The organism is Paraburkholderia sp. CI2 (assembly GCF_014201055.1).
Classification (GTDB): Bacteria; Pseudomonadota; Gammaproteobacteria; order Burkholderiales; family Burkholderiaceae; genus Paraburkholderia; species Paraburkholderia tuberum.
The window spans coordinates 34136-57362 of the sequence record NZ_JACHDL010000028.1 but is presented as its reverse complement, the minus strand read 5'-3'; the positions used below and the strand labels follow the sequence as shown (position 1 = coordinate 57362).

General features: G+C 65.7%; 24 protein-coding genes. 9 read left to right on the top strand and 15 right to left on the bottom strand.

Annotated elements, in window-relative coordinates; genetic code table 11:
* Positions 1 to 3 precede the first annotated feature (3 nt).
* Together HDG32_RS29820 and HDG32_RS29815 are read left to right on the top strand one after the other, a co-directional pair.
* Positions 4 to 1272, top strand: a complete 1269-nt coding sequence (locus HDG32_RS29820) for a M20 family metallopeptidase (RefSeq protein WP_184072808.1) — start codon at positions 4 to 6, stop codon at positions 1270 to 1272.
* Complete coding sequence (locus HDG32_RS29815; protein ID WP_184072806.1) at positions 1269 to 1913, top strand: trimeric intracellular cation channel family protein; 645 nt, start codon at positions 1269 to 1271, stop codon at positions 1911 to 1913. Before HDG32_RS29820 ends, HDG32_RS29815 begins: the two co-directional genes overlap by 4 nt.
* Positions 1914 to 2040: 127 nt before the next feature.
* On the opposite strand, the gene HDG32_RS29810 is transcribed toward HDG32_RS29815, so the two are convergent.
* From HDG32_RS29810 to HDG32_RS29760, 11 genes are all read right to left on the bottom strand, one after another.
* A complete protein-coding gene (locus HDG32_RS29810; protein ID WP_184072804.1) occupies positions 2041 to 3009 on the bottom strand; it encodes a type II secretion system F family protein in 969 nt (322 codons plus the stop codon).
* Positions 3010 to 3037: 28 nt separating this feature from the next.
* Positions 3038 to 4015 carry a type II secretion system F family protein gene (locus tag HDG32_RS29805; protein ID WP_184072802.1) on the bottom strand — a complete coding sequence of 326 codons (978 nt, stop codon included), beginning with the start codon at positions 4013 to 4015 and terminating at the stop codon, positions 3038 to 3040.
* 52 nt (positions 4016 to 4067) lie between these two features.
* Positions 4068 to 5429, bottom strand: coding sequence for a CpaF family protein (locus HDG32_RS29800; RefSeq protein ID WP_184072800.1), 1362 nt, complete (start codon positions 5427 to 5429; stop codon positions 4068 to 4070).
* 39 nt (positions 5430 to 5468) lie between these two features.
* Positions 5469 to 6680, bottom strand: a complete 1212-nt coding sequence (locus tag HDG32_RS29795; protein WP_184072799.1) for an AAA family ATPase — start codon at positions 6678 to 6680, stop codon at positions 5469 to 5471.
* 68 nt (positions 6681 to 6748) lie between these two features.
* Positions 6749 to 7051 (bottom strand): hypothetical protein, encoded by a 303-nt coding sequence (locus tag HDG32_RS29790; protein WP_184072797.1) that lies wholly within the window; start codon positions 7049 to 7051, stop codon positions 6749 to 6751.
* Between the two features lie 21 nt (positions 7052 to 7072).
* Positions 7073 to 8986, bottom strand: coding sequence for a type II and III secretion system protein family protein (locus tag HDG32_RS29785; RefSeq protein WP_184072795.1), 1914 nt, complete (start codon positions 8984 to 8986; stop codon positions 7073 to 7075).
* Between the two features lie 112 nt (positions 8987 to 9098).
* Entirely contained in the window at positions 9099 to 9923 is an 825-nt protein-coding gene (cpaB, locus tag HDG32_RS29780) for a Flp pilus assembly protein CpaB (protein ID WP_184072793.1), read from the bottom strand.
* A 36-nt stretch (positions 9924 to 9959) separates the two neighbouring features.
* Positions 9960 to 10502 carry a prepilin peptidase gene (locus HDG32_RS29775; RefSeq protein ID WP_184072791.1) on the bottom strand — a complete coding sequence of 181 codons (543 nt, stop codon included), beginning with the start codon at positions 10500 to 10502 and terminating at the stop codon, positions 9960 to 9962.
* Between the two features lie 30 nt (positions 10503 to 10532).
* The gene (locus HDG32_RS29770) at positions 10533 to 10703 is read right to left on the bottom strand and encodes a Flp family type IVb pilin (RefSeq protein ID WP_184024399.1); all 171 of its coding nucleotides are present in this window, start codon (positions 10701 to 10703) and stop codon (positions 10533 to 10535) included.
* A 68-nt stretch (positions 10704 to 10771) separates the two neighbouring features.
* Positions 10772 to 10942: a Flp family type IVb pilin gene (locus HDG32_RS29765; RefSeq protein ID WP_184024396.1), complete on the bottom strand. Its 171-nt coding sequence runs from the start codon at positions 10940 to 10942 to the stop codon at positions 10772 to 10774.
* A 100-nt stretch (positions 10943 to 11042) separates the two neighbouring features.
* The gene (locus HDG32_RS29760; RefSeq protein WP_184072789.1) at positions 11043 to 11255 is read right to left on the bottom strand and encodes a hypothetical protein; all 213 of its coding nucleotides are present in this window, start codon (positions 11253 to 11255) and stop codon (positions 11043 to 11045) included.
* A gap of 676 nt (positions 11256 to 11931) precedes the next feature.
* Here HDG32_RS29760 and HDG32_RS29755 point away from each other — a divergent pair.
* From HDG32_RS29755 to HDG32_RS29740, 4 genes are read left to right on the top strand one after another with little or no spacing between them, the layout of a single operon-like run.
* The gene (locus tag HDG32_RS29755) at positions 11932 to 13218 is read left to right on the top strand and encodes a glycosyltransferase family 87 protein (RefSeq protein ID WP_260336642.1); all 1287 of its coding nucleotides are present in this window, start codon (positions 11932 to 11934) and stop codon (positions 13216 to 13218) included.
* Between the two features lie 13 nt (positions 13219 to 13231).
* Positions 13232 to 14293 (top strand): glycosyltransferase family 2 protein, encoded by a 1062-nt coding sequence (locus HDG32_RS29750; RefSeq protein WP_184072787.1) that lies wholly within the window; start codon positions 13232 to 13234, stop codon positions 14291 to 14293.
* A gap of 17 nt (positions 14294 to 14310) precedes the next feature.
* Positions 14311 to 15060: a bifunctional 2-polyprenyl-6-hydroxyphenol methylase/3-demethylubiquinol 3-O-methyltransferase UbiG gene (locus tag HDG32_RS29745; protein ID WP_184072785.1), complete on the top strand. Its 750-nt coding sequence runs from the start codon at positions 14311 to 14313 to the stop codon at positions 15058 to 15060.
* Entirely contained in the window at positions 15057 to 15431 is a 375-nt protein-coding gene (locus HDG32_RS29740; RefSeq protein ID WP_184072783.1) for a GtrA family protein, read from the top strand. The genes HDG32_RS29745 and HDG32_RS29740 overlap by 4 nt, the downstream gene beginning before the upstream one ends.
* 23 nt (positions 15432 to 15454) lie before the next feature.
* Here the strand turns inward: HDG32_RS29740 and HDG32_RS29735 are convergent, their stop codons facing one another.
* From HDG32_RS29735 to HDG32_RS29720, 4 genes are all read right to left on the bottom strand, one after another.
* Positions 15455 to 16690 (bottom strand): YbfB/YjiJ family MFS transporter, encoded by a 1236-nt coding sequence (locus HDG32_RS29735; protein ID WP_184072781.1) that lies wholly within the window; start codon positions 16688 to 16690, stop codon positions 15455 to 15457.
* A 78-nt stretch (positions 16691 to 16768) separates the two neighbouring features.
* On the bottom strand, positions 16769 to 17632 hold the full coding sequence (locus HDG32_RS29730; RefSeq protein ID WP_184024380.1) for a MurR/RpiR family transcriptional regulator: 864 nt from the start codon (positions 17630 to 17632) through the stop codon (positions 16769 to 16771).
* A 94-nt stretch (positions 17633 to 17726) separates the two neighbouring features.
* On the bottom strand, positions 17727 to 18809 hold the full coding sequence (locus tag HDG32_RS29725; protein ID WP_184072779.1) for an ABC transporter ATP-binding protein: 1083 nt from the start codon (positions 18807 to 18809) through the stop codon (positions 17727 to 17729).
* 106 nt (positions 18810 to 18915) lie between these two features.
* Positions 18916 to 19725 (bottom strand): SDR family oxidoreductase, encoded by an 810-nt coding sequence (locus tag HDG32_RS29720; protein ID WP_184072777.1) that lies wholly within the window; start codon positions 19723 to 19725, stop codon positions 18916 to 18918.
* Between the two features lie 318 nt (positions 19726 to 20043).
* Here HDG32_RS29720 and HDG32_RS29715 point away from each other — a divergent pair, with 318 nt between their 5' ends.
* The 3 genes from HDG32_RS29715 (at position 20044) to HDG32_RS29705 (ending at position 23189) form a co-directional block, all read left to right on the top strand.
* Positions 20044 to 21276 carry an ABC transporter substrate-binding protein gene (locus HDG32_RS29715; RefSeq protein WP_184024371.1) on the top strand — a complete coding sequence of 411 codons (1233 nt, stop codon included), beginning with the start codon at positions 20044 to 20046 and terminating at the stop codon, positions 21274 to 21276.
* 174 nt (positions 21277 to 21450) lie between these two features.
* Positions 21451 to 22341, top strand: coding sequence for a carbohydrate ABC transporter permease (locus HDG32_RS29710; protein ID WP_184072775.1), 891 nt, complete (start codon positions 21451 to 21453; stop codon positions 22339 to 22341).
* Positions 22338 to 23189: a carbohydrate ABC transporter permease gene (locus HDG32_RS29705; protein ID WP_184072773.1), complete on the top strand. Its 852-nt coding sequence runs from the start codon at positions 22338 to 22340 to the stop codon at positions 23187 to 23189. The genes HDG32_RS29710 and HDG32_RS29705 overlap by 4 nt, the downstream gene beginning before the upstream one ends.
* Positions 23190 to 23227: the final 38 nt, after the last annotated feature.

Below are 23227 nucleotides of genomic sequence, written 5' to 3'. Positions count from 1 at the left end.
TCCATGTCGAAGCTGATCGAAACGATGGCGACCGCGATCGACGCGTTGCTGCCTGAACTCGAAGTGATCTACAAAGATCTGCACGCGCACCCCGAGCTGTCGATGCAGGAGGTGCGCACAGCGGGCATCGTCGCCGACTACGTGGAAAAGCTGGGTTACGACGTGACTCGCAACGTCGGCGTGACAGGCGTCGTCGCGCTGCTGCGCAACGGCGACGGTCCCACCGTGATGCTGCGCGCCGACATGGACGCGCTGCCGATGGCCGAAGCGACCGGCCTGCCCTATGCGAGCACGGTGAGGGCGAAAGACGAAGACGGGCTCGAAGTCGGCGTCGCGCATTCGTGCGGCCACGACATGCACGTCACGTGGCTGCTCGGCGTCGCGCGTCTGATGGCAGGGCATCGCGACGCATGGCGCGGCACGCTGATGGCCGTGTTCCAGCCCGGCGAGGAAGTCGGCCGCGGCGCACGCAGCATGCTCGACGACGGCATGACCATGCGCTTCCCGAAGCCCGACGTGATTCTCGGCCAGCACGTGATGGTCGGCGCGGCGGGCACGGTCGGCTATCGCAGCGGCACGATCCTGTCGGCCGGTGACAGCATCAAGGTGAAGCTGTTCGGCCGCGGCGCGCACGGCTCGCAGCCGCAGACGTCGATTGATCCCGTGATCATGGCAGCGTCGACGACCTTGCGTCTGCAAACCATCGTGTCGCGCGAAATCGCGCCGAGCGACAGCGCCGTGCTGACCATCGGTTCGCTGCAAGCCGGCACGAAAGAGAACATCATCCCCGACGACGCGACGCTGAAGCTCAACATGCGCACCTACGACGAAGACGTGCGCGAGTACATGCTCGGCGCGATCCGCCGCATCTGCTGCGCCGAGTGCGCGGCGTCGAACGCGCCGCGCGAACCCGAATTCACGACGCTATCGAGCTATCCGCTGACGATCAACGACGCCGCGACCACCGAGCGTGTGCGCAACGCGTTCGAGGCGCAGTTCGGCGAGCGCGCGTACGAATCGCCGCCGGCCGCCGCGAGCGAAGACTTCAGCGTGTTCGGCCGCGAATGGAACGTGCCGTACTCGTTCTGGTTCGTCGGCGGCACAGACCCCGAGGTGTTCCGCAAAGCGCTCGCCGCGAAAAAACTCAACGAGATTCCGAGCAATCACTCTCCGAAGTTCGCACCGGTGCTCGACCCGACCCTGCGCACGGGTCTCGAAGCCATGTTGTGCGCGGCCGGTGCGTGGCTCGACCAACACGAAACGACTCAGTGAATTCAAACGCCGTCTATACCATTCTCGATCTGATCGGCACCTTCGTGTTCGCGATCAGCGGCGCGGTCGCCGCGCGTCAACGACGGCTCGACCTGTTCGGCATCGTCGTGATCGCCTTCATGGTCGCGTGCGGCGGCGGCATCGTGCGCGACCTGTGCATCGGCGCGATCCCGCCTGCGGGGCTGTCGAACTGGCGCTATCTGGCCACCGCGCTCGCCGCGTCGGCGGTGACGATTCTCGCGTATCCGCAGGTGCGCCGGCTGCGTCAGCCGGTGCTGTTCTTCGACGCGATCGGGCTCGGTCTGTTCGCGGTGTCGGGCGCGCAGAAAGCGCTCACGTACGGCCACAATGCCGAACTCGCGATTCTGCTCGGCGTCGTCAGCGCGGTGGGCGGCGGCGTGATGCGCGACGTCGTGCTCTCGCGCGTGCCCGCGATTCTCGAGCGCGAGATCTATGCGTCGGCCGCGCTGTTCGGTGCGGCGGTGCAGGTCGGTTTTTCGTACGCGGGCTGGACGGACTGGTGGACGCCGTGGTTCGCGACGTTGGCTTGCGTGTTGGTGCGGCTCGCGTCGCTGCGCTACGGCTGGCGGCTGCCGGTCTTCCAGGGCAGACGCACGGCCGAGACGCGCGACAATCCATAACAGGTCCTGCGCGCTTCAGCTCGCGGTTTGCGCAATCAGCACCGCTGCCGCGCCACGTTGTCTCGTGCATTTCACCGGCTCCCTCCGTTCATTCCACATGTCGATCCACCCGCGACGAAGTGCATGGTCATGCACCACCCGCCATGCTCGGCAGCAGATCGCGATAGATATGAATCATCGCGGGCCCCATCAGCACGACGAGCAGCGCCGGAAAAATGCAGAACATCAACGGAAACAGCAACTTCAGCGCGATCTTCGCGGCCCGCTCCTCGGCGCGCATCCGGCGCCGCGTGCGCAGCGTATCGGACAGCACACGCAGCGACGCGCCGATGCTGGTGCCGAAGCGCTCGGCCTGGATCAGCATCGCGCTGAACGAGTCGATGTCTTCCACACCGGTGCGCAGCGAAAAATTGCGCAGCGCCTTTTCCTTCGAGAAACCTGAACGCATTTCGAGCAGCATCAGTTCGAGCTCGCTCGCGACCACCGCGCTGCGAAGGCGGATTTCCTCGCCGACTTTCATCAGCGACGCATCGAGGCCCAGACCCGCTTCGACACACACGGTCAGCAGATCGAGCGCATCGGGAAAGTCCTCGACGATGCCGCGCTTGCGCGCTGCGATGCGGCGCGACAGCACGACGTTCGGCAGGTAGTAGCCGAGCGCGGCCAGCACGACCAGCACGATCGCGCGTTCGAGCAGCGAATTCGCGAACGACGAGCCGTACAGCGCGAGCATCGCCACGAGCGGCAACGTCAGCGCGAGCGCGGTCTTCGCCGCCAGATAGATCGGCGCGGCGTTGGCCGAGCGCCAGCCGGCGGTCATCAATTGCAGGCGCAGTGCGGATTGCTCCCAGCCGTCCTTCGGCACCGACAGCTTCGAGATCGGCTGCGAAATCTCGACGAGTTTTTCGTACCACGGCGTCTGCGCGGCGGCGGCGAGTTGCTCCGGCGCCGGGACGGCATTCGCGCCGCCCGCCTGCTCGATACGGCGGCTCATGTCGCGCGGCGTGCTTAGATGCATCGCGCCGAACGCGGCCGCGAAAACGATCGCGAATACGCCGGCAAGCAACAGAATCTGCGTGATGTTCAGTGTTTGCATGGTCCTTCTCCGATGACCTCTCGCCCGCTCAGACGCGAATCTTCACGATGTGCCGCATCCACAGAATGCCGAACAGCATGGCCACGCTCGCCACCGCGATCATCTTGACGCCCGCCGGGTCCTGCCACAGAACGTTCAGGAACCCGGGGTTGATCGCCATCATCGCGGCGCCGACGCCGAACGGCAGCAGGCCGAGCACCCACGCGGACATCTTGCCTTCGGCGGCGAGCACGCGAACCTTGTCGAATAGCTTGAAGCGGTCGCGGATCAGCGCGGTGATGCCGTCGAGCACTTCGGCGAGATTGCCGCCCGTCTCGCGCTGGATCACGACGGCGATCACGAAGTAACGCAGATCGCGAATCGGCACGCGCGTCGCGAGATTCGTCAGCGCCTCGCTGATCGACACGCCGTAGTTGATCTCGTCGAACACGATGCGGAACTCGCCGCTCATCGGCTCGGCGAACTCGGTGCCGACCATATCGATCGCGCCGGTGAACGCATGGCCCGAACGCAACGCGCGCGACAGCATGTCGCAAACGTCCGGCAGTTGCCGTTCGAGTTGACGGATGCGCCGGTTGCGCCGCCGCTGCACGTAGGCGAGCGGCAGCAATGCGGACAGCGCCGCGGCGCCCGCGATGAAGACCCACGGCATCGCGAGGCTCGCGCCCGCCATCAGCACGAACGGCGGCCACACCGCGCAGATGCCGACGAGTCGCCCGACCGACCACGATAGCCCCGACTGCTGCAGAAACAGATCGAGCGCGTGCACGCGCGGCATGCGCAGCAGCAGCCGCGTGAGCACTGCCGAGTCGGCCATCGTGCGCGTCTTCAGAATCGAAAGACGCTGCCTGCTCAACGCGCCGCCGGCGGATACCGCGCGAATCCGCGAATCGACGCGGCGCGCGACCGGGCCGTGCCGGCTGTTCCAATACTCGTAGACGCCGCTCGTCGCGAGCACCACGGCCGCGAACAGCAGAATGATCGACGCGTAGAAAATCGGGCTCATGCAAGTCTCCTGAAACACCGGGCGAGCGGTCGGTGCGCGTTGCCCATACTCGTCATGTCGTTTCGAAGCGACGCGCCGGATCGTAGACCTGCTCCGAGGGCGCCACGCCGAATGCCTGCAAGCGCTCGGCGAATTTGGGCCGCACGCCGGTCGCGCAATAATGGCCGCGCACGTTGCCCTTCGTATCGACGCCGGAGCGGCGGAACACGAAGATCTCCTGCATGTTGATCATGTCGCCCTCCATGCCGGTCAGCTCCGAAATGCTGACGATCTTGCGGCGGCCATCGGTCAGACGCGTGGCTTGCACGACCACCGAAATCGCCGACGAAATCTGCTGGCGCATCGTGCGCGTCGGCAGCGCCAGGCCGCCGAGCGTCATCATGTTTTCAAGGCGCGTCAGCGCATCGCGCGGTGTGTTCGCGTGGATCGTCGACAGCGAGCCTTCGTGGCCGGTGTTCATCGCGTTCAGCATGTCGAGCGCTTCGGCGCCGCGCACCTCGCCGAGAATGATGCGGTCGGGCCGCATCCGCAGCGCGTTGCGCACCAGCGTGCGCTGCGTGATCTCGCCGCGTCCCTCGATGTTCGGCGAACGCGTCTCCAGCCGCAGCACGTGTTGCTGGCGCAGTTGCAGTTCGGCCGCGTCCTCGATCGTGACGATGCGCTCGTCGCCCGGAATGAAGCCCGACAGCACGTTCAGCAGCGTGGTCTTGCCGCTGCCCGTGCCGCCCGACACGAGGATGTTCACCTTCGCGCGCGCGAGCGCATCGAGCACTTCGGCCATCGGCGGCGTCAGGCTCTGCAATTCGATCAGGTCGGCAACCTGCAACGGATTGGTGGCGAAACGGCGGATCGACAGCAACGGACCATCGATCGCACAGGGCCGGATGATCGCGTTCACGCGCGAGCCGTCCGGCAAGCGCGCGTCGACCATCGGGCTCGATTCGTCGATATGGCGGCCGACGCCGGAGACGATCTTCTCGATGACCTTCATCAGATGCGCGTCGTCGTAGAAGGTCACATCGGTCGCTTCGAGACGGCCACGGCGCTCGACGTACGTATGACGATGCGTATTCACCAGAATGTCGGACACGGTCGGGTCGCGCAGCAGCACTTCGAGCGGACCGAAGCCGAACATTTCGTCGTGCACGTCGCCGACGAGTTGCCGGCGTTCGAGATCGTTGGCGGGCGCCTTCTGATCTTCGAGAATGCGCCCGATCAGCGTCGCGATCTCCTGGCGGACCTGCTCGGGCGGCAGGCGCGACAGCCGTTCGAGCTCGACGCGTTCGAGCACCGCCTGATGAATCTCGCGTTTCAGTTTCTGGTAGGCGCCGCGCAACATGCCGGCGCCCGCCGGGTCCTGGCGTTCGCCCAGCGGCTGCACGCGTTGCGCGGAAATCTGCTCACGAAGCGACATGACGTTCCCCTGTTCTGATCGTGTAGCGTTGCAGCACGGTTAAAGCGTTTCGAGTTTCGGCGACGGCTGGCGGCCCAGCAGCCGCCCGAACAGCGACTCGCCCTTCGCGCGCGAACGCCCCGGTTGGGTCGCGCGTGCCGCGATGTTTTCGGCGAGCGCCTGCAGGCTGCGCGCAACCCCGCTGCCGCGCGCCGTCTTCGACACCGGCAGTCCCTGGTTCATCGCATCGGTCACCGTTTCGGCATCCTCGGGGATCACCTGATACGCGCTCATTCCGAGCACGGATTCGAGCGCCGCGCGCGGCCGCTCGCCGTGCCGTGTATAGCGGTTCAGGATCAGCCGCATCTGCTCCTGCGCGTAGCCGAGCGAGCAGAGAATCTCCTGCAGCCGGCGGCCGGCCCGCACGTGCGGCATGCTCGCCTGCAGCACGAGATGAATCTGGTCGCTGCGATCGAGCGCGAGCATCGACAGCTGGTTCAGCGTCTGGCCGAGATCGAACAGCACGAAGTCGTAATGCGGCGCGGCGACGCCGAGCAACCACTCGAGACGGTCTTCCTTGATCTCGGCCGCCTTCACCGGGTCGCCCGCGCCGGCGAGAATATGGAAGCTGTCGCTCACGTGCACGAGGCTCGTGTCGAAGAACGCGGCATCCATGCGTTCGATCTGCGCGCAGATTTGCGGCAGTGTCGACGGCGGCGTCTGGTCGGAGACCAGAAACGCGGCATCGGCGAACTGCTGGTTCAGATCGATCAGCAAAACGCGCTTTTTCTGCGGCAGAGTCGCGATCGCATGCGCGACGTTCGCGGCGATGAAGCTGGTGCCGGCGCCGCCCTTGCACGACATGAACGACAGAATCCGCGTATCGCGCGTGCCGCCTTGCAGGCTCTGCGCCTGCGCGCGCTGCAGCGCGTCGCCGAACTGGCGCGAATCGAGCGGCCAGTTCAGCACGTCGCGAAAGCCCGCGCGCATCGCGGCGATCAGCGTCTGCGGCGATGCGTCGGGAATCAGCAGGATGCAGGTGAGCCGCCCATGCTCGCGATGCAGGCGCTCCACCACCCCGAGCTCCGCATCCTTTAGCGACGCGGCGTCGACGATCAGCACGTCGAACGCGTCGAGCGTGTCGCCGCGTTCGCCGAGCAGCGACGGCGTGCCCATCGCGCGCGTGATCCGGTAGTCGCCGGCTTCGCCGCTCAGATGCGCGATCTGCGCGAGCCGTGCGCCGTCTTCAGAGAGAGCCAGGATGTTGATCATGATGTTCCCAACCGAGCTGTCGAATTAACCGGCGGACGGCGCGTCCGCCCCATGCGCCGCGTTCGCCATCACTGACTGCCGCCGCTGCTGCCGATACCCATCACGAACGGATTGAACGTCGTGACCGGCGTCTGGAACGACTTGTCGTACTGCTGCTGGGCGGCGACCGCGGCCTTGCCGTCGACGCCCGGTGTGGATGGCGTGTGCTCGCCCGCATGCGGATCGATGATCTGCATCTGCGTCACGGTGCGCACGGCGTCGCCGACGTGTGCGTCCCAGATCGGCGAGCTCGACATGCAGCCGCTCAACGAGCCGCCCAGCATCAGCAGCAACGCCGCGCGGCGCGGGATCAGAAGATGTTCGGGTTTCATGAGAGTCTCCTTCGCGGCGCGTTATGGGTTGGGCTGGGCGGCCTTGATCGTCGAATAGCCCGGGCTCACGGCGTCGGCTTTGGCGAGTGCGGGTTCGGCGTTGGTGTGCGCTTGCGCTGCCGACGCTGCCGTTGCTGTCGTCTTGTCCGGTGGCGGCACCGCCGCCGACGGTGCCGGCCGGTCCGCCTGGGTGTCACGCGGCAGCAGCGCGGCGGGCGCGGTCGAGCCTTCGGTCGGTGCCGGCGTCGGAACCGGTGCGGGCAACGCGGGTTGCGTTTGCGGTTGCGCGGGCATCTGCGGCGCATTCGGGTTCGCGGCGCCCGCTGCCTGCGCTGCGGGCCGGCGGCCTTCCATGTTGCCGGTCGCGTAGACCGTGCCGTCGGATACACCGGTGAAGCTATCGGTCGGCAGCGGATAGTCGCCCGCCGGCAGCGGCTTCACCAGATGCACGGTGACGATGAAGATCAGCTCCGTGCGATCCTGCTGGAACGACGTGCTGCGAAACAGCGCACCGAGCACCGGCACTTCGCCGATGCCGGGCAGCGCCTTCAGCGAGCCGGTGATGTTGTTCTGGATCAACCCGCCGATCGCGAAGCTCTCGCCGTCGTTCATCTGCACCGTCGTCGACGCGCGCCGCGTCGTGATCAGCGGCAGCACCGAGGTGTTGCTCGTGCCGCTCGCCGACACGGTGACGCCGGTCGGCGACAGTTCCGATACTTCCGGCGCGACCTTCAGATTCACGCGACTACCCGCGAGCACGGTCGGCGTGAATTTGAGGCCGACGCCGAACTCTTCTTCCTGCAGCGTGATCGTCGAGCCGCCCGAGCCGTTGCTTTGCGACACCGGAATGAAGACCCGGCCGCCCGCGAGGAACGACGCTTCCTGGCCGCTCAGCGTGACGAGGTTCGGCTCCGCGAGAATCTTGCTGAGGCTGTCGCTCTTCTGCGCGTCGACGGCGATATTGAACGGCCTGTTGTTCGCCTTGCTCACCGCGATACCACTGCTGACACCGGCGAGCAGGCTGCTCACGAGCGCACCGGTCCACGAACCGAAGCCGCCCTGGATGTTGACCGCCGCGCCCAACTGATTGAGCAACGTCTTCGACACCTCGGCGACCTTTACTTCGAGCATCACTTGCTGCGGCGAATCGACCGTCATCATGTTGATGACTTCGGAACCCTTGCTAACACTCGAGCTTTGCTGCGAGATCGTGCCGCCGTTACCAAAGCTCGCGGTGCTCGCCTGGTCTTGCTGGGTGGGCTGCGCGCCTGCGTAAGCGCCGGCGATGGTCATCGCCTGCTGCGCAGCCTGCCCGCTCGACACGCGGCCCGCGAGCACGAGATTGCCGGCCGCGCTCGACACGCGAATGCCGCGCTCGTTCGGCAGCAATTGCGCGAGTGTGCGTTGCAGCCCTTCGGCATCGACGCCGACGCTCACGTCGATGATCTGGCATGCGCCGCTGCGGCCCTGCACGATCATGTTCGTGGTGCCGACGCTCATGCCGACCACGTACAGCGTGCGCTGCGACACGAGCGTCGCCTGCGCGACGACCGGATTGCCGAGCGTGCGGTTGCGCGCGGCCTCGACGAGCGGCACCAGAATCGACTTGCCGACTGCCACCGACACGCTCGATTCGTCGCGAATCTCGCCGGTGCAGTTCGGCCCGGTCAGCTGCGCGGGGGCGACCACCCTGCCGCTCGTCGCGCCGGTCGGCATCGGCGTGTTGCTGACCAGCATCGGCACGGCGCCCCGGCCGACCGGCAGCGGCGCTGTCTGCGCACCCCAGCCCGGCGGCATTTGCGCGGCGGCCATCGTTTGTGCCGCGCTGTCGTGTGCGGCCGTCAATCCGGCGCATAGCGCGGCGGCGAGCACCGTGCCGCCGAGCGAGCGGCAATGCTTGCCGCCACCGGATGAGAACCGTTGTTGTGTTTTCATGTTGCTGCCCCCGTCGCTCGATAGGTGTGAACCGAGACGTCTTTTGATGGCCTTCTGATTCAGGTCGTGGCGCCTGACGTGAACTCGCGCGAACCCGCGCGCCGCGACCGCGCTAGAAACATTCGACGCTGCCCGTCACCCCCGACAGCACGCCGACGCAATCGCGCCTGGGCGCCGGACGCGCCGCATAGTGGGTGCGCACCGGATGCACCTCGGGCGCCGCCGGCGCCGAAGCCGGCACGTCGAGCAAGGTCAGCTTGGTCGCGCCGCCGGTGCTCGGGGTCTGCTTGTCCACCTGATTGCGCAGCACCAGCGACAGCGTGCCGACGCTGCGCGCGAGGTCGAGCTTCTCGGCCTGCTCGGGCGTCACCTCGAGCGTCACCGCGTTGACCACTTTCGGCGCGGTGTCATCGCGGCTGACCTGCTGCGCGACCGCTAGCACGAGGATCTTTTCGAGCACGATCTTCGAGATGCTTTGCGGCGTGTCGGTCTTGTTCGTCTGCTGCGTATTGACGATCACGTCGACGTAGTTGCCCGGCAGCGCGAAGCCCGCGACGCCGACCACGTCGTTCACGCGCACGGTGATCGCGCGATTGCCTTCACCAATCACCGCTGACAAGCCACCCTTCGTGCCCTGCGGCGCGAGCTTCGATTCGAGCACCGGCTCGCCGGGCGCGAGACTCGTCAGCAGCACGCGCCCGTCGAGCGCCTTGCCGTCGGCGAACGCACCGGGCGGCACGCTCGAAGTCGGCCAACTGACCAGGTGGATCAGGTTCTGGTTCAGCGGCTGGCCGAGGCTGATTTCCGACGACGCCACCGCAACCGACGTCACCGCGCCCGACGAGGTCTGCAGCAGCCAGCGCGACGCGAAACTCACGGCCGCGAGGCCCGCCAGCACGGCGATCGTCAGCATCACTAAAGCCCGACTGTTTTTCATGGCAACACTCCCGCATCGTTCAGTGGAAACGTCCGGCTATAGCGCGGCCGCGAACAGCATTCCGAGGGTTCCGGCCGCGATCGCGACGCCGTAGGGAATCGACCCGACCGATCCGGACCGCGCATCGATCAGGTTTGGCTGTCCGAGCGGCGCGACGACGAGGCCGCCGAGCAGTTGCCGCAGATTCGCGAGCACGCGCGCGAAGCGGCCGCGGCGCAGCACGATCAGCAGAGACCAGAGCCCGCCGAGCAGAAAAGTGGCAACCGCGATCCGCCAGGTCAGCGCGGGTCCGACCCACGCGCCGATCATCATCAGCAGCTTCACGTCGCCGGCGGCCATGCCGCCCAGCAGATAGAACGGCAACAGCAAAGCGAGGCCGCACGCCGCCCCGATCAACCAGTCGAGCGCGCCGGCGAGCGGCCCCTGAATCGACATCTGCACGGCAAGCGCGACGGCGAGTCCGAGTGAGATCAGGCGATTCGGAATGCGCCGCGCGCTTATGTCCGTGCTCGCGGCCACGATCGCCAGCACGATCACGCACAGCGGTACAGGATGTGGCGGCAGAGGTGGCAGCGTCATGATGACCTCGTCAAGGATGATTGAGCCGCGTCAGACCGAGTCAGCGAGATTGTTGAAGATCGCGCTGAGGTTGGTGCCGAGCGTGGTCACGCCGCCGATGATCAGCAGTGCAATCAGGCCGGCGAGCAGGCCGTATTCGATGGCGGTCACACCGTCCTCGTCGTGAATGAAACGTGCTGCGCGAGCAATCAGGTTCTTCATGACAGACCTCCTTTTTCCAGTGGGAAGGGGACGGACGAATCGCGAGGTTCGTCCGTCGACTCGCTGACTCAGACCGAGTCAGCGAGGTTGTTGAAAATCGTCTGCAGATGCTGGCCGAGCGTGGTCACGCCGGTGATGATCAACAGCGCGATCAGGCCGGCGAGCAGCCCATATTCGATGGCGGTCACGCCGTCTTCGTCACGAACGAAACGGGCTGCGGCAGCGATGATGTTCTTCATGATTCGACTCCTCTGGAAGACTAACTAATGGAACCCGTTACCAAGATTGGCGTGGGCGATGGGACTGCGGGTACTGCAGGGAAATGCGGGAAGCTGCTGGCTAGTTTCGCCGCCCGATCAGCGTCGCGCGGTGTTTGATCCGCATGGTCGCAACGCTGGGCGACACGAACTGGAGGAAACGGGGAAAGTGAAGCGGCAGCTGCCGGGCGAGCCGCAGCATCGCGGCCGCGTGCCGCTGGCGCAGCATGGCCGCACGATGTGCGCGGCACACGGGCCTGGTATCGCCGCGCAGTCGCGTGATCTTGTTGTGCATACATCCCCCGTCTTTCGTGATTTTTTTCTTGGCGTCGGCTCGAGGCCGGCACCCGCTAGTCAGTCGACGTTGGCTCCCTCTCTCTCGCCATGGTGTGCTGCCTGTTCAGGTCCGCAGCATCGTGCCGTCGACTTCCGCGCACTCCCTATCGCAAGGACGGGACCAGCTTTGCGAAAACAGCGTAATGACGCGGGTTCGAGCCGACTGGCCTCCAGCCTCCCGCCGTATTCGCGTCCGAAATGTCCGAATGCGCAACGTTTTGCCTGACCCGCCGAACACTTCGCGGATCGCGTAATGCCCCGCCGGGCAAGGCTCGGCATTTTTTTCCCAGGACTTTCCCTAGTCCGGTAAAAATGAAATTCCATCGAAAAATCGCCGTTCCCGAAGGGCGCGCCGGTCCAAAGCGTCTCATCGGCGAGACGGCTTGGTGCGTTGGCGCACATAAGACTGGCCGTTTGGCCCGCTATTTGGCGGAGTCGGCAGTGCACGGCGCGCGGCCAGGAAAACGCGAGCTTGAAAGTCGCATCAATTTCCGCCAACAATGAGCTGACCGGTTCAGCGCAACGACACGGTTTTTAATTCGATGTCACGCGCCGACACATACAAGACGGAACCTATAAACAGAACGAACGGCGGGTCGATAGACCCGATCCGGATCACGCGGGGGGCGGGGATCATGTACGCATCACAACTACGCATGCGCAGCGGCGACAGCGAGATTCACGGCTGGCTTACGCCCGAGCGCATCGTCTTCTACTGCTGTGGGATGTGCGTGCTGTACGTGGGGATCATCGCGTTGTGGGCCTATGCGAGCCACGGCTTCACCGACCCGCGGCTCACGCGTCCCGGTGAGGATTTTTCGATTTTCTGGTCGGCCTCGTATGGACTGCTGCACGGTTCGGCCATGCAGATCTATGACCATGCGTCGTTCGACAAGCTACAGCGCGCGCTATTCACGAACGTGAGCCACGACAGCGTGATGCCCTGGCTTTATCCGCCGACGTTCCTCGTGCTGATCGCGCCGCTCGCGCTGTTACCGCAGCTCGTCATGTACTTCGTGTTCGTCGGCGGCGGCATCGTGCTGCTCAGCGCGGGCACGCTGCGCGTGTCGGGCCTTGCCGACAGCTTCAGGGGCTCGCGCTTCGCATGGTTGGTCGTCGCGGCCTCGCCGTGCGTGTTCGTGCCAGCCATCTTCGGCCAGAACTCGCTGCTGACCGCCGGCATCGCCGCGCTCACGCTGCATTGGCTCCGGCGGCATCCGGTACGCGCGGGGCTGTGCCTCGGTCTGCTCGCGATCAAGCCGCAGATGGCCGTGCTGTTTCCGCTCGTGCTGATTGCCGCACGCGCATGGCGCACGCTGGCGGCCGCCGCGTTCAGCGCGGCGCTGTTCGGCGCGTTCAGCGTGCTGATATGCGGCGTGCAATCGGTGCGGCTCTTCTTCGTCAACACCGGCATTGCGCGTGAGACGCTGCTCGAGCAATGCCGCGGCTACTGGCTCGCGTCGCCGACCGCGTTCGCGGTGCTGCGCGAGGGCGGTGCGCCGATCGCCGCGGCCTTTGCGGCCCAGGCCTGCGTCGGACTCGTCGCCGCGGCAGCCGCATGGCAGGTGTGGCGAAACACGCGCGACACGCGGCTGCGCGCGGCAAGCCTCGTCGTCGCCACGCTGCTGACGAACCCCTACGTGTGGCACTACGAACTGGCGTGGCTCGGCATTGCGACGGCCTGCCTGACCGCGCTCGGCATCGGCGAAGGCTGGCTGCGCGGCGAGCAGAGTGTGATTGCGCTCGCGTGGCTGCTGCCGGTCTATGAACTCTTCAACCGCACGGCCGAGTTGCCGCAGATCGGCCCGATCGTTCTGCTGCTGGTGCTGCTGATGGTCGTGCGCCGCGTGCGCGTGATGGACGAAGAACGCGGCGAGCGCACCACCCTCGCCTATTCGCACGCGGTTCGAATCATTCGATAAACGGGGAAGCGTCATGCCAACTCATACAACCACGCCACTGATCTCACTCGTCGTGCCGTTCTACAACGAGCAGGACGCGGTGGAACGCTTCTTCGCGGCGGTCGTGCCGGTGCTGGAATCGATCGACGGCACGCGCTTCGAGATCGTCTGCATCAACGATGGCAGCAGCGACGCGACGCTCGCTCGGCTGATCGCGCAGAGCGGCCGCGACCGGCGCATCCGCGTGATCGACCTGACGCGCAACTTCGGCAAGGAAGCGGCGCTGACGGCCGGCATCGACGAAGCGTTCGGCGATGCGGTGATTCCGATCGACGCGGACCTGCAGGACCCGCCGAGCCTGATCCCGGTGATGGTCGAGCATTGGCGCGCGGGCGCCGAAGTGGTTGCGGCCAAACGCACGAACCGCCTGTGCGATACGTTCGCCAAACGCACGGCGGCCGCGCTCTACTATCGCGTGCACAATGCGCTGTCCGAAGTGAAGCTGCCGGAGAATGTCGGCGACTTCAGGCTGATCGATCGGCAGGTGGTCAACGCGCTGCGCAGCCTGCCGGAGCGCCGTCGCTTCATGAAAGGCCTGTTCGCGTGGGTCGGCTACCGCACCGTGATCGTCGAATACGAACGCGAGCCGCGCAGTGCCGGTCACTCGAAGTTCTCCGGCTGGCGGCTGTGGAACTTCGCCCTCGAAGGCATCACGAGCTTCAGCACGGTACCGTTGCGCAGCTGGACTTATATCGGACTGTCGATCGCGACACTCGCGTTCGTCTACGGCGGGTTCGTGATCGGCCGCACGCTGTGGTCGGGCAATCCGGTGCCCGGTTACGCGTCCACGATCTCGGTGATGCTGTTCATGGGCGGCATCGAGCTGATCGGCATCGGCGTGATCGGCGAATACGTCGGCCGCATTTACTACGAGTCGAAGGAACGGCCCGTTTATCTGGTGCGGCGTCGCTATCAGGCGAAGAGCAAGGTCAGCATGTTGCCGGGCGTGCGTCAGGATGCGCGCGCGGCGCACGTGGCGCGCGTCGAACTGACACGCAGGCGTGCCGCGCCGCGGTTTCGCGTAGTCGGCCACTGAAAGCGGAGGAGTCCACCATGTCTCCCGATGCCTACCTCGAAATGGCCGAGACCGAAGCCGGGCACTGGTGGTTTCGCGCGCGGCGCGACGTGCTGCGCACGCTGCTCGAACGGCTCGCGTTACCGCGTCGCGCACGCGTGCTCGAAGTGGGCTCCGGCACCGGCGGCAACCTCGACATGCTGGCCGGCTTCGGCGCCGTCAGCGGCCTCGAGATGGACCCGACCGCTCGGGCGCTGAGCGCGCGCAAGACCGGCAACCAGTTCGACATCCGCGCGGGCCACTGCCCCGACGACGTGCCGTTCAACGGCGAACGCTTCGACCTGATCTGTTTCTTCGACTGCCTCGAACATATCGCCGACGACGCCGGCTCGCTCGCGCGCATGCGCGACCTGCTGACGCCGGGAGGCCGCATCATCGTGACGGTGCCGGCCGGACAAAGTCTCTGGAGTGCTCACGATGTTTTCCTGCACCACTACCGCCGCTATAGCCGCGGCTCGCTGACGCGCTGCGCGGCCGTGGCCGGCTACGAAGTCGAACGCATCAGCTATTTCAACACGCTGCTGTATCCGGTCGCGGTGGCCGCGCGCTGGGCCGACCGGCTGCTGCGTCGCAAACATTCGAGCGGCGACGCGATTCCGCCGTGGCTGCTCAACGCGGCGCTGTACCGCATCTTCAGCGCCGAGCGCCACTGGCTCGCGCATGCGCCGCTGCCTTATGGCGTATCGCTGTTCGCGATCCTGCGCAAGCGCAAGGGAGCGTCGCGATGACGCCGGTCGAACGGGTCAGGCTGATGCGCTTTGGCGCGAGCGGCGTCATTACGACCGGCCTGCATGTATGCACTGCGCTGACGCTGATCGCGGACGCCGGCATGTCGCCGCCGTGGGCCAACGCGATCGCGTTCACCTGGGCGACGGCGGCCTCTTATCTGTTGAACACGTTCTGGAGTTTTTCTGCGCTGCCTGCGTTGCTGAACGCTGGGCGGTTCGTGGTCGTGTCGCTGGGCGGCCTGACGTCGACCGCGCTCGTATCGCACCTGACACAGCTTGCGGGCGGGCCGCCCGCGCTCGGCATCGCGCTAGTCGTGTGCGTGGTGCCGCCGCTCACGTTCGTCGCGCATCGGTGCTGGACCTATCGCTGAATACGAAGCACGCATAAAGCGACTCACGGCGCGCGCAACGCCTTCTGACACGCCGCGAGTACCGCGCCGGCCGCCAGCAGCAGCGCCGAATACACGAGCCCGCGCGCGAGCCCGGCGCCATCCGACACCCAGCCGATCACGACCGGCCCGACGATCTGCCCGAACGCGAACACGATCGTGAAGGCGCTGATGCCCTTCGCCCAGTGGCTCGCGGGCAGATTGTGGCGCACAAACGCGGTTGTCGACGCGACCGCCGACAGGAACGTCGCACCGAACAGCGCGCCCGAAACGAACGCGACCCACGGCTGCGTGAAGAGCGCGGGCAGCAGCGTCGCGATCGCCAGCAGCGCGTTGAGCAGGGCGAGCGCCTGGCCCCCGCGCATGCGATCGAGCAGCGTCGACCAGATCCGCGCCGACACCACGGTCGCCGCGCCGAGCAGTAGATAGAAACCGGTGACGACCGCCGCGCTCATGCCGGCGTTGCGCAGCAGCGCGACGATGAACGTCATGTAGCCGATATAGCCGACGCCGAACAGCCCGTAGGCCGCGAGCGCGGCCGCGAAGTGCGGCCAGCCCGGGGCAGGGGTGGCGCCGGCCGCATGCGCCGCAGCCGCCGCGCTCGAGTACGCGCGCTCGATTCTGCGCGACGCGCCGATCGCGACCGCGGCGAACACCGCGCAGGCCGCCGCGAGCGCGAACCACGCGAATTGCCAGCCGTGGGCGGCATCAAGGATCGTCACCGGCACCAGCACCGACGACGCGACGATCCCCCAGCCGGTACCGCCGTAATACAGACCGAGCACGAGTCCCGCGTCGCGCGGTCGCGCCGACGCGAGCCGCGCCGCAAGCACGCCGCCGCCGATGAAGATCGCCGCGCTGCTCGCACCGGTGATCACGCGCAGCGTCAGCAGCGCATGCGTGCTGGCGGTGAGGCCGCTGCCGGCCATCAGCAGCGCGGTCAGCACGCAACCGGCCGCGAACAGCGCGCCGGCCGACCAGCGGCGCGCGAGGCGCGGAAACACGAGCGCGCCGAGCAGATAGCCGAGCGCGTTGGCGGTGTTCATCGCGCCGGCCTGCGCGAAGCTCCAGCCGAGGTCGAGTTTCATCGACGGCAACAGCAGCGCGTACGCGAAGCGCGCGAAGCCGAGCGCTGTCGCGCTGCCGAGCGATAGCGCGGCGGCCAGCAGCAGGGTCGGCACACGTTCGGCGGTGGTCGTTGATGGGGCGTGCGATGCGGTGTCGGCAGAACGGGAGGACATGGGCGGACGGACGTAAACGGGAACGCTGCGAGCCGATTCTACCTGGAGCGACGACGAAAGTCGCGGAATGTGCGCGCCTTACCCGCCCGCCCCTTCCGGCTCATGCGGCGCGAGCCGCGCCTTTGCGTGGCGCATCTTTTCCAGCGTCTCGGGCCCGGCCTTCAGCGCGACGCCGATCGCGAGCGCATCCATGATGCACAGATGCACGAGCCGCGACACGCCCGGCGTGTTCGGATCGATCGGGCTCGCCACGCGCAGCAGCAGCGGAATATCGACGAGCCATGCGAGTCGCGAGCCGACGTTGGTCAGCGCGATCGTCGTCGCGCCGCGCTCCTTCGCGATCTGGATGCTTTCATTCACTTCGACGCTGCGCCCCGAATGCGAGATCGCAAACGCGACGTCGCCCGGCTCCATCAGACCCGCATATAGGCGCTGCAAATGACCATCGGTAAACGCGGCCGCCGCGATGTCGATCCGCAAAAAACGCAGCGCCGCGTCCTGCGCGACGAGCCCCGAGCCTGAGCCCACGCCGAAGAAAAACACCCGCCGGGCGCTCGAAAGCGCCGCGATCGCGCTTTCGACCACGGCAGGATCGAGCGCGCCGCGCGCATGCGTGATGCCGTCGATCGCCGCTTCGCCGACCTTGTCCATCAAGGTCTGCACGTCGTCGTCGCGCGCGACCGCGGTCGATGCATACGGCAGCCCGCCCGCGACGCTCTGCGCGAGCTGCATCTTGAAGTCGCGCAGACCGTGCGCACCGATCGCGCGGCAAAAACGCGTGACGGAAGGCTCGGACACGTCGGCGCGCTGCGCGAGTTCGGTGATGCTCGCGCGCATCGCGAAGTCGACGTCGGCGAGCACCATGTCGGCGACCTTGCGCTCGGCGGGCCGCAGACTCGCGAGTGCGCTGCGGATGTGGGGAATCAAGTTCGGTGCGGACACCCGGTGTTCCTTAGGGGCTGTTTCATATGGATCCGCGTCGCTCGCAGCTTGTTCGGCTTCAACCGGCCTGATCAAAGTTCAAGCCACACGCGGTTCAGACCAGCCTGCGCCCACTCTCCGTATCGAACAGATGGATGTGTTCGGCCGGCAGACGCAGCGCGACACGCTGACCGGGCTCGATCTTCGAGCGCTCGCGCGTGGTCACGCACCACGAAGCGCCGCCTATTTTCCCGTACAAGTGCGTTTCGGCGCCAGTTGGCTCGATCACTTCGACGTCGAGCGCGGCATCCGGTATCTGCGTCGTGATCTCGACGTGCTCGGGCCGCACGCCGAGCGTGGCCTTCGCACCGACCACGGCCGACGCAGGCGTGCGTTCGAGCGCGACCTCGCTGCCGTCCGCGAGCTTCAATGCGAGGCCCGCACCCTGCGTGCGATTGACGATCACGCCCTCGGCGAAATTCATCGACGGCGAGCCGAGGAAGCTCGCGACGAACAGATTCGCCGGCCGGTCATAGAGTTCGAGCGGACGGCCGATCTGCTCGATACGTCCCGCGTTCATCACGACGATGCGATCGGCCATCGTCATCGCTTCGATCTGGTCGTGGGTGACGTAGATCACCGTGTTCTTCAAGCGCTGATGCAGGGCCTTGATTTCGGTGCGCATCTGCACGCGCAGCTTTGCGTCGAGATTCGACAGCGGTTCGTCGAACAGGAACAGCGACGGCTCGCGCACCACCGCGCGGCCCATCGCCACGCGTTGCCGCTGACCGCCCGACAATGCGCGCGGCAAGCGGTCCAGATAGTCACTGAGGTTCAGCATCTTCGCGGCCGCATCGATGCGCGGCTTGAATTTCTCCGAGGATTCCTTGCGGATTCTCGGACCGAACGCGATGTTTTCATACACCGACAGATGCGGATACAGCGCGTAGCTCTGGAACACCATCGAGATGTTGCGCTGCTGCGGCGCGAGCGTATTCGCGCGGGTGCCGCCGATCATCAGATCGCCGCCGCTGATTTCCTCGAGCCCGGCCACCATCCGCATCAGCGTGCTCTTGCCGCAGCCCGACGGACCGACCAGCACGACGAACTCGCCGTCGTCGATGTCGAGATCGATGCCGTGCACGACCTGGGTGTCGCCATAGCGTTTGAAGATGCCGCTCAGTTGCACTGCTGCCATGCTGTCCTCATTGTCTTGCTGTGTGTTGTATTGCCGATGTTGTATTGCCGATGTTGTATTGCCGATGTTGTATTGCCGGTGCCGTAGTGCACGCGCCGCGCGCGGCTCAGAACGACTCGAGCGTCAGCTCCTGCGCCATCAGGCGGTTGCCCGCCATCAAGCCGCCGTCGACCGGCAACGCGACGCCGGTGATCACGCGCGCTTGCGGCGATGCGAGGAACAGCACCGCATCGGCGATGTCGTCGGGCGTCGCGAAGTCGCGCAACGGGTACCACTTCTTCAGTTCCTCGAACACCTGCGGATTCTTCTCGACACGCGCCTGCCACGCCTGCGTCTTCACAGTGCCCGGACACACGATGTTCGCGCGAATGCCAAAGCGGCCCAGCTCGATCGCGAGCGCCTTCGTGTAGCTGATCAGGCCGGCCTTCGCGGCGCTATATGCCGGATGACCGAGCGCGGCGAGACCGTTCACCGAGCCGATCAGCACGAGCGCGCCGCGCTGCCGTTCGATCATCGACGCGCGCACCGCCTCCACCGTGTGATACGTGCCGTTCAGATTCAGATGGATGTCGCGCTGCCAGCTTGCGGCGTCGGTGGTCGCGAGCGACGCGCCGAGCGCCGCGCCCGCGTTCGCGACCAGCACGTCGACCGGTCCACGCTGCGCGACCGCCGCGGCCACCGCGTGCTGCACCGCAGCGGCGTCGCCGAGATCGACCGCGACCGGCACGACCTTGTCTGCGCCCTGTTGCGCGCCCTGTTGCGCGCCCCGTTGCGCGCCGAGTCGCGCGCTCAACGATTGCAGCGCGGTCGCGTCGATGTCGAGCGCGAGCACGGTGTCACCCGCCTCGACGAAGCGCTCGCATAACACGCTGCCGATACCGCCGCATGCGCCCGTTACCAATACGACACGATCCATGTGTTCCTCGCTCGTTGGCCTGGCCGTTTCGGCCGTCTTGCCGGCGCCGTCCGCCACCCGGCTCGCGCTACGCGCAACGCTGTAAATTTCCTACATATCCGGCTCGCGACGACTGCTGTCATCCCGAAGAGTGGGTTTCCAATCCCGTCGCGCAGTGCAGAATACCCCATGCTTTACAGTATCTTAGGCACAAAACAGCCCGAGAAAAAATATCGCAGACCCTACGTGACAAGCTATTTTGCGTCATGTAGGATTTTTTCAAACAATTTACCCAAGGCGGCCGGCGACGGCAGCAAACCACCCACAGGAGAGAGAAAAATGTCGTTGCATGCCCGTGCTTCCCTCGCGCTAGGCAAAGTCGCCGTGGCGCTCGCGTTTGCAGGTATCGCCGTCTCGGCCCATGCCGAGACGGTCCGCGTGACGGTCGCTCACTACAGCGACGCGACCGCGCCGTACTTCGAGAAAATGGCCCGCAACTTCGAGAAGGCCAACCCCGGCACGACCATCAAGATCGAAGACGTGAACTGGGACACGCTGCAACAGAAGCTGCAAACGGACATCTCCGGCGGCGCCAACGCGGACCTCGCGATCGTCGGCACGCGCTGGCTGCTCGACTTCGTGAAGGACGACGTCGCCGAGCCGCTCGACGGTTATATGGACGCGAACTTCAAGGCCCGCTTCATCGGTCCGTTCCTCGCGCCTGGCCAGATCAACGGCAAGACCTACGGCCTGCCGATCGCCGCTTCCGCGCGCGCGCTGTACTACAACAAGGATCTGCTCGCGAAGGTCGGCTACCCCGACGGCCCGAAGACCTGGAATGAAGTGATCGATGCATCGAAGAAGTTGAAGGCGCAAGGCATCGCCGGCTTCGGTCTGCAAGGCAAGGAAATCGAAACCGACGTCTACTTTTACTACGCGCTGTGGACGATGGGCGGCGACGTGGTCGGCAAGGACGGCAAGGCCGCGTTCAATTCGCCGGCGGGCGTGAAGGCCGCGACGATGTACAAGCAGATGATCGACCAGGGCCTCACGCAACCGGGCGTCACCGGCTATAGCCGCGAGGACGTGCAGAACCTGTTCAAGCAGGGCCGCGTCGCGATGGTGATCTCCGCGCCGTTCCTCGCCAAGCAGATCAAGAAGGAAGCGCCGAACCTGAAGTACGGCATCGATCCGCTGCCGATGGGCACGACGCACGCCACCTACGCGGTCACCGACTCGATCGTGATGTTCAAGAACTCGAAGGTGAAGAAGACCGCATGGAAGTTCCTCGACTATCTGTTCACGAAGGAACCGCGCGTCGAGTTCACGACGACCGAAGGCTTCCTGCCGACCACGAAGGCAGAAGCGACCGACCCGGCGTTCAACGATCCGGACGTCAAGGCATTCATCGCGTTGCTGCCCACCGCTCACTTCGCGCCGACCGTGACCGGCTGGGAAGACACCGCGAAGGCCGTGACCGACGCGATGCAGGCGATCTACCTGAACAAGGCGCAACCGGCAGAAGCGTTGAATGCGGCCGCTGCGCAGGCGAACAAGTCGCTCGGTCACTGATACGCGGCTTTTGACAGTAACGAGACGAACAGGGGACGCGCGGCGCCGTAGCTCAAGCGCCGCGCGTTGCGCCGCGCCACTCCCACATTCGAGCCTATGCAGCACGATGCACCCTCCGGCCCATTCCGTCGTGCCCGCCGCCAGAGAGCGGGCGCGTCTTACGATCGAGCACGCATGAGCCGTTCCGTTTCTTCGCGCGCGCAGGCGCCCTGGTTGCTGATTGCGCCGAGCCTCGTGCTCGCGCTGTTCATCATCAGCTATCCGATTTTCAACATCGTGTGGCAATCGCTGCATGAGGTATCGCGCTTCGGCGCGATCCGCGACTTCACCGGCGCGCAGAACTTCATCAACGTGTTTGAGGACCCGGTGTTTCTCGCTTCGGTACGCCGCACGATCATCTGGACCGTGTGCGTGGTGGGCGGCACGGTGCTGATCTCGGTACCTGTCGCACTGATTCTGAACCAGGATTTTCACGGTCGCGGCGTGGCGCGCACGATCGTGATGCTGCCGTGGTCCGTCTCTTTGACGATGACCGCCGTCGTCTGGCGCTGGGCCTTCAACGACGACTACGGCATGGTCAATGTCACGCTGCAGCGGCTCGGCCTGATCGGCGGGCCGATTCACTGGCTCGCGACGCCCGAGCTCGCGTTCCCCGTCGAAATCGCGGTCGGCATTCTGGTGTCGATTCCGTTCACGGTGACGATTTTTCTTGGCGGCCTGTCTTCGGTGCCAAGCGATATCTACGAAGCCGCGCGTATCGACGGCGCGAGCGCCTGGCAGCAGTTCCGTCAATTGACGATGCCGCTGCTGCGCCCGTTCATCAACATGGCGATCCTGCTGAACGTGATCTACGTGTTCAACTCGTTTCCGATCATCTGGGTGATGACGCAAGGCGGCCCCGACAACAGCACGCACATCCTCGTCACCTACCTGTACGAACTCGGCTTCCGGCTCGGACGGCCCGGCGAAGCGGCCGCCGTTTCGCTGATCATGCTCGTGATGCTGTTCGTGTTCTCGATCGCTTATCTGCGTTTGCAACGCGCGAAAGAAGGAGTGCCGTCATGAGTCTGAGCGCGAAGACGAAACGCTCGCTGTGGTGCTGGATCGCGCTGACGCCGCTCGTGATCGTCATCCTGTTTCCGTTCGCGGTGATGTTCTTCACCGCGGTCAAACCGGCCTCGGAGATCTTCGTCTATCCGGCGCGCTGGCTGCCGGTGCAGTGGCAGTGGCGCAATTTCATCGACATGTGGGACGCGGCCAACTTCGGCGTCGCGCTGCGCAACAGCACGATCATCAGTTTCCTGTCCACCGCGCTCGCACTCGCGGTGAGCCTGCCCGCCGCTTACGCGCTCGCGCGCTTCCCGTTTCGCGGACGCGGCCTGTATCGGCAGTTCCTGCTCGTCACGCAGATGCTGTCGCCGATCCTGCTGGTGGTCGGCCTGTTCCGGCTCGCGGCGATGATTCCGTGGGGCGACGGCAACCTGGTCGATTCGAGGATCGGCGTGATCGTGTCGTACGCGGCGTTCAATATCGCGTTCGCGGTGTGGATGCTGTCGTCGTACTTTCAGACCGTGCCGCAGGATCTCGAGGAATCCGCGTGGCTCGAAGGCTGCAGCCGCGCGCGCGCGGTGTTCAAGGTGTTTCTGCCGCTCGCGGTGCCGGCGATCGTCGTGACCGCCATCTTCACGTTCATCAATGCGTGGAACGAGTTCGCGATCGTCTATACGCTGATCCGCTCGCCGGAAAACAAGACGCTGACCGTGCAGGTGACCGATATGGTCGCGGGCAAGTACGTGGTCGAATGGCATCTGGTGATGGCCGCGACCTTGTGCGCGACGTTGCCGGTTTCGATCGTGTTTGCGTGGTTGCAGCGTTATATGGTGAAGGGGCTCGCGCTCGGCGCGGTGAAGTGAGTGACTGCGCGGCGCGTGCCGCGCAGTGTTCGCTTGCG